This is a genomic window from Pseudomonas sp. B7(2017), assembly GCF_002112745.1.
GTDB lineage: Bacteria > Pseudomonadota > Gammaproteobacteria > Pseudomonadales > Pseudomonadaceae > Aquipseudomonas > Aquipseudomonas ekonensis.
Genome location: NZ_NEIP01000007.1, coordinates 60,607 through 72,960, shown reverse-complemented (window position 1 = coordinate 72,960; position 12,354 = coordinate 60,607). Strand labels below are relative to the sequence as shown.

The following is a 12,354-nucleotide window of genomic DNA, read 5'->3' as shown; positions in this document are numbered from 1 at the left end:
ACCGCGCTCCCCTGTCCAGTCCTTGAGAGCTTAGATTATGCCCACCATCCTAGTAGTAGAAGACGACGCCATCGTGCGCATGCTGATCGTCGATGTGTTGGCGGAACTGGACTTCCGCGTGGAGGAAGCGGACGGCGGCGAACAGGCGCTGGACATCCTCCAGGATTCCGGCCGCCGGGTGGACCTGATGATGACCGACGTCGGCCTGCCGGACATGGACGGCCGGATCCTCGCGGAGCAGGCCCGTCTGCTGCGCCCTGACTTGCCGATGCTGTTCGCCAGCGGCTACGCCGAGACCCTCGAAGTGCCGCCCGACATGCACGTCATCGGCAAGCCGTTTTCCATCGATCAACTGCGGGACAAGATCAAGTCGATTCTCCCGGACACCTGCCGGGAACGACTCCCGGACAGCCTCAATCCCGGTTGATCGGCGCTTCTTTCTCATGTTCGGGAAGCAATGCCTCGGCCCCCTCTCCAACCTGCTTGCCGATCTCGCGGCCCAACCCTTTTCCCGGCTCGCCGCTGGCCTCGATCGCCAATCGCAGGGCTGAGGGGTTGGGTATGAACCTGCCGGCGCTGTCGTAGGCGCCGAGAATCAGGCGCGGCGAAATGTCGACGGCGTAGTTGATTTCCAGAGGCGGCAGCTGCCTCAGGCCCGATTCGGGACGGAACATCAGTTCAGTGTTGGCGTACAGATGAAAGCCTTCCAACTGCCTGGCGTCGATGAAGTAGGTGAAGCCGCCCTTGGCGCCACCGTAGACATAGGCGCCCGCACCGTCCTTTTTGTAGAACGCGGACGTGGAGATGCCGGCGCCGTCCGGCGCCAGGGCATCGTGCGCCCCGCCGTAGCCGCCCTTGAACCCGTTGACCTGATTCAGATCGGTGATGACCGTGCGCTGCCGGAAGCCTTCCTTGAACACCACGGACGTGTCACGTGTGTCGCCCCTGAAGGTGAACCCTTGATAGACAAAACCTTTTTCCGGCCCCGCGTACCGCACCAGTTGCGTGTCCGAGGCGATTGTCTGGGCGACGCCGGGTCCGCCCGCCAGCTCATGGAGTCGACCTGCCACCAAGGCGCCTTTCGCCGACTCCGGTATTTCCTTGCCTACGGTACTGGCCAATTGATGAGAGATGCTGCCCGATGGCCGACGCAACGATGAAGGGTGATTGATCAGGTTCATTGCCTGGACGACGCGCTGCCCCAATCGTTTCTTGGTTGCCACCGACAATGCCTTGCCGAGCAGCCGTTCCCCGATCGGGCCGGCGAGTTCCGCCAGCGCGCCGATTGCGGCGGCGATGCGCAGCCGGTCTGTTTCGGCGGGGTCATCGGAGAGTTCCGCGCGGATCAGATCCGTCGCCGAGGCGCCCAGCCCCAGCAACATGGAAGCCAGGATCTTCAAGGAGGCCGACGCGAGCACCCCGCTCCCGCCCCACGGCAATGATGCGGCGAACGCCAGACATTGCAGCAGATAACCGGTTGCTTCCAGGGCCGTGTCGGTGAGCCGCTCCTCAGCGGTCGAGACCAGCGTGTCGATGTCAGCCAGCGCTCGGTCGATCTGCAAGGTCAAGAGGGTATCGGCGATGTCATTGCTGGCGAAGAAGGCGATTTGCCGACGCACCGGGCGCGTAGCGAACAGAGGGAACTCCAGACCGCGATACTTGAAGTCACGGACATGGGGCTTTTGCTGCTCACTGAGCGGCACCCGCTTGAGCAGCCTTTTCTGCAGGTCCGGGTTGTTTTCCACGAACCTCCCTCTTTCGTCGGGCCCCTCCGGATACTCGATCGCTGCCTTGTCCTCTCCCAAAAAGAAGAGAATGCCCCGGCTCAGGTTGTTGGCGCCGATGAAAACGGCGTTATCGACCTTGAGCTCCGGGCGGCTGTGCAGAATCATCGTGCGTGCAGGCACCAGCCCCCTGAGGTAGTCGAAGGCCAGTTGCCGGTCCTCCATGTCCCGGGACTCGTCCTTGATGAACCGGATGACCAGATCGTGCAGCTCCGCCCTTTTCAGAAGCTTGCCGAACAGCTTGGCCGACTTGGGCTTCAGGCCATCGGTGAGATGATCCTTGAAGCCACGCTGATAATCCGCATCGGTGAACGCCTGAACCAGATCCCGGGGATACGACGAGGGCCAGAGTATCTGTTTGTATCCCACGTCCTTGAGCACCCGCAGGTGGTGATCCGTGCAGATCTCCGCCAGGGTGAACGGCTTGGTGACCCACTGCTTCGCCGGCGCCTCACCGTTGCGCCAGTCACTGGGCCTGACCGATTCATTGGCCACGTACTTGATGCCGATGGTGGCGTCATGGGTGATCTGCGCCAGAAGCTTCTGCGACGTCACATGCCGGCGCGCCGTCTTTTCGATCTGCGCCCGAATGAAGAGGATCGGATCGAACGTCCCGGGATCCATCATGGCGGCGCAACCTGCGGCAATTTCACTGCTCAACGCCTTGAGGTCGATGCCGTCGACGATTTCGTCGGATGTATCCTTTGCGGTGGTCAAGGCCCCCGTCCGCGGCAACCGGTTGTCGGAACTGGTGCCCAGAGGATCCAGCAATACAGACAAAGAGGGGTTCTCAACACTGGCATCCGCCAGATCAAATACAGGTAACTTCATGCAATAGCTCTTATTCATTGAAAATGTCGAATACATGCACTCGCAGATAAATCGCGTCGCGCCAAACAAACACTACTCGACATTCAAGAACGCCCACACTCATCAACTGTTGAATATGTTTTCCTCGTCACCAGCAGAGACAAACAATACACAAACTTACAACTCACCCACGAACAGCAATAACGCATCGACCGAAAGTTGACGTGAGTTTCCAACGTTTGAAGCAGTCCCGCCGTTCCATGAGTTCCGGGATCCATCCAGAGTCGGCTGTGGTTTAATGACGCGCTTATTCGCACCCACCTGCCTCAAGGAATGCCCGTCCATGCATCAATCCCGCACCACTCAGGTTCTGGTCATAGGCTATGTCTGGCCCGAACCCCGTTCCTCGGCGGCCAGCGGGCATGTCATGCAGATCCTCGAGGCATTCCTGCAAGAAGGCTGGGACATCACCTTCGCCAGCCCCGCCGGCCCCGGCGAACACAAGGCGGACCTCACGGCCATGGGCATCCGCGAGGTGCCGATCGAACTCAACAGCGAAAGCTTCGATACGTTCGTCCGTGAACTGGCGCCGGACATTGTCCTGTTCGACCAGTTCATGATGGAGGAGCAGTTCGGCTGGCGCGTCGAGAAGCAGTGCCCGGACGCTCTGCGGATGCTGGAGACCTCCGACCTGCAAAGCCTGCGTCACGCCCGCCATCAGCGCCTCAAGGAGCGTTTGAAGGCCAGCGACGACACCAACGATTTCACCGGACTGTTCGCGCCGGCCCTGCGCGAGGAGTTCGAACGGATGGCCGATACCGATCTGGCCCGCCGTGAGATCGCCGCGCTGTACCGCTGCGATCTGAACCTGATGGTGTCCGAGGTGGAGATCGAGTTGCTGGTGGAACAGTTCCACCTGCCGCGGGAGGCGCTGCACTGGTGCCCGTTGATGGTGGACGCACCCGCCGAACCGGCAAGACCGTTCGGCGAGCGGGCGCACTTCCTGAGCATCGGCAACTTTCGCCACGCACCGAACTGGGATGCGGTGCTCTGGATGAAAAACACGCTCTGGCCGCTCATCCGCGCCCGGTTGCCGAGCGCTCAACTGCATGTCTACGGGGCCTACACCCCGCCGAAAGCGACCGCGCTGCACAATGCGGCGCAGGGCTTTCATGTCATGAACTGGGCCGAGGATGCCTTGCAGGTCATGTCCGCCGCCCGGGTCTGCCTGGCGCCGCTGCGCTTCGGCGCCGGCATCAAGGGCAAACTGGTGGACGCCATGCTTTGCGGCACGCCGAGCGTGACGACCCCGATCGGCGCCGAGGCCATGCATCGCGAACGTCCCTGGCCCGGCGCCATTGCCTGCACCGCTGAGGATCTTGCCGAGCAGGCGGTGCAACTCTATTCGGATGAGTCACGCTGGCAGAACGCTCAGGCACACGGCAACACGCTACTGGCGGAACATTACCGGCGCTCGACGCATGCGGCCGCACTGATCGAGAAGATCGCTCAATGCCGGCAAAACCTGGCAAAACTAAGAAGTCACAATTTCATTGGCGGCATGTTGCGTCATCACACATTGAAGAGCACCCAGTACATGGCGCAATGGATCGAAGAAAAGAACCGCAACAAGTTACATGCCGAACAATAAGCCAACAACTTGAATCAACAACTCAATTGGCATGCCTCCCCAACCAACTTATAAATCCCTGCAAGCGCCGAAAGACAAATCGGCGCATTCATCAAACCATGAATTGCAGGAGTCGCTTCATGAGCCCCCCCTACACAAACAACGCCTGGATGGCGGCCACCCCCCGCCTCGACATTCTGTCGCTCAATGAACTTTCGCTGCCCGGCACCCACAATGCCGGCAGTGACTGGAGGGCTTCCTACCCATTCTTCGGCCCGCCCGCCCACTGGCTGGCGTGCCAGCACGACAGGTTCTACCGGCAACTGCACAACGGCGCGCGGGTGCTGGACATTCGCCTGATGGCCGACAGCAAGGAGTCGGGCCTTGAGCGGTTCCGAATCCACCACAATGGCTTCCCCAACTCTCGCCGGCTCGGCGACCTGATCACTGACGTCAAAAACTTTCTGAACGAAAACCCGGATGAGTTCGTCATCCTGGACTTTCACAAGACCGATGGCGACAGCTTCGACTATGCGTACTTCAACAAGATGATGATCCAGTTGCTGGGTCATCGGTTGATTCCGGCCACTAACGCCAACCTCAGCCTGGGCACCCTGAAACGCCTCAGCGACAAACAACGCGTGCTGGCCGCGGTCCGCCGGCATCCGGACATCGACCATTCTGTGTTCATTGATGAAATCCGCCACGAATGGAGCGGAAGCGGCACCACCAACACCCAGGAACTGTATCAGCACATCACCAACGTGCTGCGCAATCCGCCCGGCAACTGGCGCCCCTGGTCCTTGTCCGCCACCAGCTACAGCGCGCTGGGCGGGCCGGTGGACATCCATGACAAGCTCAACGAATGGTTCGACCCGGACACCAGCGACTGGGCCCGGCAGTGCAACATCATCAATGTCGACTTCATCGAGGAAACGAGGATCGTCGACTATTGCCGGACGATGAACCTGATCAAGGCCGACCAGCGCCAGCGGCAGTTTGCGCGCGAGCGCGCTGGCGCAACCGCTGTCTGACGGGGCATGATCCGCGGGCAATGACCACAAAGGCGTCCAGCCATGACCCGAACCGCTCGCGTGACCGACCCTTCCTATGAGCTGATGGATGACCACAACGGGTTGTCCATCATCTACCGCCAGCACGGGTTCCCGTGTCCGCTGGTGCGCTGGCACTTTCACAAGGAATACGAGCTGCACCTGATCGTCGCCAGTTCGGGCAAGGTGTTCATCGGCGACTACATCGGCAACTTCCACCCCCAGACCCTGTTCCTCACCGGACCCAACCTGCCGCACAACTGGATCAGCCAGGTCGCCGAGGACGAGGTGGTTGAGAAGCGCGACATGCTGGTCAACTTCACCGACGAGCTGTTCGAAAGCGGCTTTCAGGTGTTCGCCGAACTCAAGAGCCTCACCCCGTTGCTGGAACGGGCGCAGTACGGCATCGAGTTCCGCTGCCCGCACACGATCCGCCAGGCCATGCCGCTGATGCAGAAGATCGCCGACAGCCGCGGCACCACCCGCCTCGGCCATTTCTTCATCTTGATGGAGCTGCTGGCGACCTGCGACGACTATCAGCTGCTGTCCGGCGCCACCACCCCGCAACTGGCGGACGAGCACAACATCGACCGCACCAACCGCGCCGTGGACTACATCTTCGCCCACTACGCCCGGGAACTGACGCTGGAGGAAGTCGCCGACCATCTGGGCCTCAAGCCGACCTACTTCAGCCGGGTGTTCAAGCAGGCCACGGGGCGCAACTTCATCGAGTTCGTCAACCGGCTGCGGATCAGCAAGTCCTGCGAACTGCTGGCCGACGGAGACAAACCGGTGACCGAGGTGTGCTTCGAGTCGGGCTTCAACAACATCTCCAACTTCAACCGGCGCTTCCAGCAGCTCAAGGGCATGACGCCTTCGCACTACCGCCGGCTGGTGGTGCAGCGCCTGACCGAGCAGAACCTGGGCTGATTCCCGCAGGTTCAATCTTTGGCGCATCCCGGCCTCAACCGCCAGTGCAAAAAAGTATCGGTCAGAGTGCTAGGGATGATTTGTCTGCCCTGCGTTTGAAGGTTGTAATCAGTGCACATTCTTCCTGCCTTCGGAAGACACAAAAACAATAACCGTCCTTCTGCCGTCCGCCGGACGCAGAAAAGGAGTGCACGATGCAACCCACCGCAAAAGCCCTGCTGGCCCTCACCTGCCTGACCCTGAGCGGCGTCAGCCTCGGCGCCCAGACCCTCACCATCGCCACCGTCAACAACAGCGACATGATCCGCATGCAGCGGCTGTCGAAAACCTTCGAGGCCGAGCACCCGGACATCAAGCTCAATTGGGTGGTGCTGGAGGAAAACGTCCTGCGCCAACGCCTGACCACCGACATCGCCACTCAGGGTGGCCAGTTCGACGTGTTGACCATCGGCATGTACGAAGCCGCACTCTGGGGGGCCAAGGGCTGGCTGGAGCCGATGAAGGACCTGCCGGCCAGCTACGCCCTCGACGATGTGTTCCCGTCGGTGCGCGAGGGGCTGTCGGTCAAGGGTTCGCTGTACGCCTTGCCGTTCTACGCCGAAAGCTCGATGACCTACTACCGCACCGACCTGTTCAAGGACGCCGGCCTGACCATGCCCGAACGCCCGACCTGGGAGCAGATCGCCGAGTTCGCCGGCAAGCTCAACCACCCGGACAAGGAGCAGTACGGCCTGTGCCTGCGGGGCAAGGCCGGCTGGGGCGAGAACATCGCGTTGATCACCACCGTCGCCAACGCCTACGGCGCGCGCTGGTTCGATGAGCAGTGGAAGCCCGAATTCAGCGGCCCGGAATGGAAGAACGCGCTGAACTTCTACGTCGACACCATGAAGAAATCCGGCCCGCCGGGGGCCTCCAGCAACGGCTTCAACGAGAACCTGGCACTCTTCAACAGCGGCAAATGCGCGATCTGGGTCGACGCCAGCGTCGCCGGCTCGTTCGTCACCGACAAGTCCCAGAGCAAGGTCGCCGACCACGTCGGCTTCACGTTTGCGCCGCACCAGGTCACCGACAAGGGTTCGGCGTGGCTGTATTCCTGGGCGCTGGCGATCCCGACCAGTTCCAAGGCCAAGGACGCGGCCAAGGCCTTCAGCGCCTGGGCCACCTCCAAGGAGTACGGCGCGCTGGTCGCCGAGAAGGACGGGATCGCCAACGTGCCGCCGGGCACCCGCGCCTCCACCTACAGCGACGCCTACATGAGCGCCGCGCCGTTCGCCAAGGTCACGCTGGAGTCGCTCAAGGCCGCCGATCCCGGCAAGCCGACCCTCAAGCCGGTGCCGTACATCGGCATCCAGTTGGTGACCATCCCTGAGTTCCAGGCCGTGGGCACCCAGGTCGGCAAGCTGTTCTCGGCGGCGCTGATCGGCCAGAGCACGGTCGACCAGGCGCTGGCCGCCGCCCAGCAAACCACCGAACGCGAAATGAAGCGCGCCGGGTATCCCAAATAGCCCGCGCCACCCGTTTCTGCCTCCTGTGGGAGCAACTGTCTTGCCCGGCGGACTGACGCCATCGCCGGCAGGCCGGCTCCCACAAGATTCTCCATAGGTCTGTATGACTCGGTTCCCGATGCCATGAATACTTCAACCGCCAAAGCCCATCTCGAGCTGTCCCGCCCCACGCGCAAACCGCGGGTGGCCAACCCCGGCTGGTTCCTCGTCAGCCCGTCGGTGGCCCTGTTGCTGCTGTGGATGATCGTGCCGCTGGGCATGACCCTGTACTTTTCGATGATCCGCTACAACCTGCTCTACCCCGGTGAAAACGAATTCACGGGGCTGGAGAACTTCACCTACTTCCTGACCGATTCGGGCTTCATGCCGGGCGCCGCCAACACGCTGTTGCTGGTGGGCAGCGTGCTGCTGATCAGCGTGGTGTTCGGCGTGCTGATCAGCGCCCTGCTGGAGGCCAGCGAGTTCTTCGGCCGGGGCCTGGTGCGAGTGCTGCTGATCTCGCCGTTCTTCATCATGCCCACGGTCGGCGCACTGATCTGGAAGAACCTGATCTTCCACCCGGTGTCCGGGATCCTCGCTTACATCTGGAAGCTGTTCGGCGCGCAGCCGGTGGATTGGCTGGCCCACTACCCGCTGCTGTCGATCATCATCATTGTCTCGTGGCAATGGCTGCCCTTCGCGATCCTGATCCTGATGACCGCCATGCAGTCCCTGGACCAGGAACAGAAGGAAGCCGCCCGCCTGGACGGCGCCGGCCCCGTCGCGATCTTCTGGCACCTGACCCTGCCGCACCTGGCGCGGCCGATCGCGGTGGTGGTGATGATCGAGACCATTTTCCTGCTGTCGGTGTTCGCCGAGATCTTCACCACCACCAACGGCGGCCCCGGCTACGCCTCGACCAACCTCGCCTACCTGATCTACAACCAGGCGCTGGTGCAGTTCGACGTCGGCATGGCCTCGGCGGGCGGCCTGATCGCCGTGGTCATCGCCAACATCGCCGCGATCGTCCTGGTGCGGATGATCGGCAAAAACCTGACCGACAACGCCTGAGGCCCGCCATGACCCTACAACAGTCCCGTCGCCTGCAAAGCCTGCTGCTCGGCACCCTGGCCTGGGCCATCGCCATCGTGATTTTCTTCCCGATCCTCTGGATGGCGCTGACCAGCTTCAAGACCGAAATCGACGCGTTCGCCACGCCGCCGCAGTTCCTCTTCAGCCCGACCCTGGAGAACTACCTGCACATCAACGAGCGCAGCGACTACTTCAGCTTCGCCTGGAACTCGGTGGTGATCTCGTTCAGCGCCACCGCCCTGTGCCTGCTGATCGCGGTGCCGGCGGCCTACTCCATGGCGTTCTACGAGACCCAGCGCACCAAGGGCACGCTGCTGTGGATGCTCTCCACCAAGATGCTGCCGCCGGTGGGCGTGCTGATGCCGGTCTACCTGCTGGCCAAGAGCTTCGGCCTGCTCGACACGCGGATCGCGCTGATCGCCATCTACACCCTGATCAACCTGCCGATCGTGATCTGGATGGTTTACACCTACTTCAAGGACATCCCCCGGGACATCCTCGAAGCCGCGCGCCTGGACGGCGCCACCCTGCCCCAGGAAATGCTCCGCGTGCTGCTGCCCATCGCCAAGGGCGGCCTGGCCTCCACCGTGCTGCTGTCGCTGATCCTGTGCTGGAACGAAGCGTTCTGGTCGCTGAACCTGACCTCCTCGAAAGCCGCGCCGCTGACCGCGCTGATCGCCTCCTATTCCAGCCCCGAAGGGCTGTTCTGGGCCAAGTTGTCGGCGGTCTCGACCCTGGCCTGCGCGCCGATCCTGATCTTCGGCTGGATCAGCCAGAAGCAGTTGGTGCGCGGCCTGTCGTTCGGCGCCGTGAAATGAATCCGGCCCCTACCCACTTCCACACAAAAGCCAAGACATAGCGGAGGCCCATCCTCATGGCCAACCTGAAAATCAAGAATCTGCAAAAAGGCTTCGAAGGCTTTTCCATCATCAAGGGCATCGACCTTGAAGTGAACGACCGCGAGTTCGTGGTGTTCGTCGGCCCGTCGGGCTGCGGCAAGTCCACCCTGCTGCGGCTGATCGCCGGCCTTGAAGAAGTCAGCGGCGGCACCCTCGAACTGGACGGGCGCGACATCACCGAAGTCAGCCCGGCCAAGCGTGACCTGGCGATGGTGTTCCAAACCTACGCCCTGTACCCGCACATGAGCGTGCGCAAGAACATGTCGTTCGCCCTGGACCTGGCCGGCGTGCCGAAGGCCGAAGTCGAGAAGAAAGTCGCCGAGGCGGCGCGCATCCTCGAACTGGGGCCGATGCTGGAGCGCAAGCCCAAGCAACTCTCCGGCGGCCAGCGCCAGCGTGTGGCCATCGGCCGGGCCATCGTGCGCAACCCGAAGATCTTCCTGTTCGACGAGCCGCTGTCCAACCTCGACGCCGCCCTGCGCGTGCAGATGCGCCTGGAGCTGCTGCGCCTGCACAAGGACCTGAAGGCCACGATGATCTACGTGACCCACGATCAGGTCGAAGCCATGACCATGGCCGACAAGGTCGTGGTGCTCAACGGCGGCAGGATCGAACAGGTCGGCTCGCCGCTGGACCTGTACCACCATCCGGTCAACCTGTTCGTCGCCGGTTTCCTCGGCACACCGAAGATGGGTTTCCTCAAGGGCACGGTGGCGCGCATCGATGCGCAGGGCTGCGAAGTCTCGCTGGACGCCGGCACCCGCATCAGCCTGCCGCTCGATGCCGCCAACCTGAGCGTGGGCGGCGCCGTGACCCTGGGCATCCGCCCCGAGCACCTGGAGCTGGCCCAGCCCGGCGACTGCACCCTGACCGTCACCGCCGACGTCAGCGAACGCCTGGGCAGCGACACCTATTGCCATGTCCGCACGGCCTCCGGCGAACCCCTCACCCTGCGGGTGCGCGGCGACCTGGCCAGCCGTTACGGCGAGACCCTGAACCTGCACCTGAACGCCAGCCACTGCCACCTGTTCGACGCCGACGGCGTGGCGCTCACCCGCGCCCTGCGCGCGGCCGCCTGACTGCGAGACCGATCCGATGAAACTCAACCGCCAGAACCTCAACCGCCTCGCCGCCGACGTGAACGTGCCGGCCTACGGCCTCGGCGACCTGCGCCAGGGCATCGCCCACATCGGCGTCGGCGGCTTCCACCGCGCCCATCAGGCGTATTACACCGATGCGCTGATGAACGCCGGGCAAGCACTGGACTGGGCCATCTGCGGCATCGGCCTGCGCGCCGAAGACCGCCGCGCCCGCGATGACCTCAAGGAGCAGGACTACCTGTTCACCCTGTTCGAACTCGGCGACGGCGACGACACGCAGGTGCGCGTCATCGGCGCGATCCGCGACATGCTCCTGGCCGAAGATGGCGCGCAAGCCCTGATCGCCCGACTGGCCGATCCGCAGATCCGCATCGTCTCGCTGACCATCACCGAAGGCGGCTATTGCATCGACGACAGCACCGGCGAGTTCATGGCGCACCTGCCTTCGATCCAGCACGACCTGGCGCATCCGCAACAGCCGACGACCGTGTTCGGCTTCCTCTGCGCGGCGCTGGCCCGGCGGCGCGCGGCGGGTACGGCGGCGTTCACCGTGATGTCCTGCGATAACCTGCCGCACAACGGCGCGGTCACCCGCAAGGCGTTGCTGGCCTATGCGGCGCTGCATGACGCAGGGCTGCACGACTGGATCGCCGCTCACGTCAGCTTCCCCAACGCCATGGTCGATCGCATCACGCCCATGACCAGCACCGCGCACCGTCTGCAACTGGCGGACAAGCACGCGGTGGACGACGCCTGGCCGGTGGTCTGCGAGCCCTTCGTGCAATGGGTGCTGGAGGACAAGTTCGTCAACGGCCGCCCGGCCTGGGAACAGGTCGGCGTGCAGTTCACCGACGACGTCACGCCCTACGAAGAGATGAAGATCAAGCTGCTCAACGGCAGCCACTTGGCCCTGACCTACCTGGGGTTCCTCAAGGGCTACCGCTTCGTGCACGAGACCATGGCCGATCCGTTGTTCGTGCGCTACATGCGCGCCTACATGGACCTGGACGTCACCCCGCAACTGGCGCCGGTGCCGGGCATCGACCTGGGCGAATACAAGGACACGCTGGTGGCGCGGTTCTCCAACCGGGCGATTGCCGACCAACTGGAGCGGGTGTGTTCGGACGGCTCGTCGAAGCTGCCCAAGTTCACCGTGCCGACCCTCAACCGCTTGATCGCCGACGGCCGGGAGACCCAACGGGCGGCGCTGGTGGTGGCGGCGTGGGCGATGTACCTCAAAGGGGTGGACGAGCAAGGCCGGACCTACTCGATACCCGATCCCCGGGCGGCGTTCTGCCAGGCGCTGGTGGCCGATGACCGGTTGATCGCCGAACGGCTGTTGGGCGTGGAGGAGATCTTCGGCCCGGCGGTCGCCCAATCGCCTGAGTTCGTGGCCGCGTTCCAGTGGTGCTGCGACAGCTTGCGGGAGGTGGGGGTTTCGCGGACGCTGGAGCGGGTGTTGGGTTGAGTCTTGCGGTGCGGCGACTGACGTCATCGCGGGCAAGCCCGCTCCCACAGTGTTCTGCGGCGACCATAGCATCTCCATTCACCTAAGATCCCTGTGGGAGCCAGC

Annotated in this window: 10 protein-coding genes; 9 read left to right on the top strand and 1 reads right to left on the bottom strand. The window is 63.1% G+C overall.

Features of this window, described 5'->3' with window-relative positions:
* Positions 1-37 precede the first annotated feature (37 nt).
* Positions 38-427: a response regulator gene (locus CAG29_RS15275; RefSeq protein ID WP_085632422.1), complete on the top strand. Its 390-nt coding sequence runs from the start codon at positions 38-40 to the stop codon at positions 425-427.
* On the opposite strand, the gene CAG29_RS15270 is transcribed toward CAG29_RS15275, so the two are convergent.
* Positions 414-2,615 carry a hypothetical protein gene (locus CAG29_RS15270; protein ID WP_139831495.1) on the bottom strand — a complete coding sequence of 734 codons (2,202 nt, stop codon included), beginning with the start codon at positions 2,613-2,615 and terminating at the stop codon, positions 414-416. The two genes, CAG29_RS15275 and CAG29_RS15270, sit on opposite strands and share 14 nt — an antisense overlap.
* Before the next feature lie 322 nt (positions 2,616-2,937).
* Here CAG29_RS15270 and CAG29_RS15265 point away from each other — a divergent pair, with 322 nt between their 5' ends.
* From CAG29_RS15265 to CAG29_RS15230, 8 genes are all read left to right on the top strand, one after another.
* Positions 2,938-4,245, top strand: coding sequence for a glycosyltransferase (locus CAG29_RS15265; RefSeq protein WP_085694715.1), 1,308 nt, complete (start codon positions 2,938-2,940; stop codon positions 4,243-4,245).
* A 119-nt stretch (positions 4,246-4,364) separates the two neighbouring features.
* A complete protein-coding gene (locus CAG29_RS15260; protein ID WP_085583264.1) occupies positions 4,365-5,258 on the top strand; it encodes a phosphatidylinositol-specific phospholipase C domain-containing protein in 894 nt (297 codons plus the stop codon).
* 42 nt (positions 5,259-5,300) lie between these two features.
* A complete protein-coding gene (locus CAG29_RS15255) occupies positions 5,301-6,206 on the top strand; it encodes an AraC family transcriptional regulator (RefSeq protein WP_085583266.1) in 906 nt (301 codons plus the stop codon).
* A gap of 194 nt (positions 6,207-6,400) precedes the next feature.
* The gene (locus tag CAG29_RS15250) at positions 6,401-7,711 is read left to right on the top strand and encodes a sugar ABC transporter substrate-binding protein (protein WP_085583268.1); all 1,311 of its coding nucleotides are present in this window, start codon (positions 6,401-6,403) and stop codon (positions 7,709-7,711) included.
* A gap of 123 nt (positions 7,712-7,834) precedes the next feature.
* Positions 7,835-8,761: a carbohydrate ABC transporter permease gene (locus tag CAG29_RS15245; protein WP_085583270.1), complete on the top strand. Its 927-nt coding sequence runs from the start codon at positions 7,835-7,837 to the stop codon at positions 8,759-8,761.
* 8 nt (positions 8,762-8,769) lie between these two features.
* Positions 8,770-9,600, top strand: a complete 831-nt coding sequence (locus CAG29_RS15240) for a carbohydrate ABC transporter permease (RefSeq protein WP_085583272.1) — start codon at positions 8,770-8,772, stop codon at positions 9,598-9,600.
* Between the two features lie 56 nt (positions 9,601-9,656).
* Positions 9,657-10,760 carry an ABC transporter ATP-binding protein gene (locus CAG29_RS15235; RefSeq protein WP_085632414.1) on the top strand — a complete coding sequence of 368 codons (1,104 nt, stop codon included), beginning with the start codon at positions 9,657-9,659 and terminating at the stop codon, positions 10,758-10,760.
* 16 nt (positions 10,761-10,776) lie between these two features.
* Positions 10,777-12,249 (top strand): mannitol dehydrogenase family protein, encoded by a 1,473-nt coding sequence (locus CAG29_RS15230; RefSeq protein WP_085694714.1) that lies wholly within the window; start codon positions 10,777-10,779, stop codon positions 12,247-12,249.
* Positions 12,250-12,354: the final 105 nt, after the last annotated feature.

What these genes read in the sequence shown, in the direction of transcription:
- CAG29_RS15275 (WP_085632422.1), top strand. Translation starts at nt 38, where the DNA reads ATGCCCACCATCCTAGTAGTAGAAGACGACGCCATCGTGCGCATGCTG.
- CAG29_RS15270 (WP_139831495.1), bottom strand. Translation starts at nt 2,615, where the DNA reads ATGAAGTTACCTGTATTTGATCTGGCGGATGCCAGTGTTGAGAACCCC.
- CAG29_RS15265 (WP_085694715.1), top strand. Translation starts at nt 2,938, where the DNA reads ATGCATCAATCCCGCACCACTCAGGTTCTGGTCATAGGCTATGTCTGG.
- CAG29_RS15260 (WP_085583264.1), top strand. Translation starts at nt 4,365, where the DNA reads ATGAGCCCCCCCTACACAAACAACGCCTGGATGGCGGCCACCCCCCGC.
- CAG29_RS15255 (WP_085583266.1), top strand. Translation starts at nt 5,301, where the DNA reads ATGACCCGAACCGCTCGCGTGACCGACCCTTCCTATGAGCTGATGGAT.
- CAG29_RS15250 (WP_085583268.1), top strand. Translation starts at nt 6,401, where the DNA reads ATGCAACCCACCGCAAAAGCCCTGCTGGCCCTCACCTGCCTGACCCTG.
- CAG29_RS15245 (WP_085583270.1), top strand. Translation starts at nt 7,835, where the DNA reads ATGAATACTTCAACCGCCAAAGCCCATCTCGAGCTGTCCCGCCCCACG.
- CAG29_RS15240 (WP_085583272.1), top strand. Translation starts at nt 8,770, where the DNA reads ATGACCCTACAACAGTCCCGTCGCCTGCAAAGCCTGCTGCTCGGCACC.
- CAG29_RS15235 (WP_085632414.1), top strand. Translation starts at nt 9,657, where the DNA reads ATGGCCAACCTGAAAATCAAGAATCTGCAAAAAGGCTTCGAAGGCTTT.
- CAG29_RS15230 (WP_085694714.1), top strand. Translation starts at nt 10,777, where the DNA reads ATGAAACTCAACCGCCAGAACCTCAACCGCCTCGCCGCCGACGTGAAC.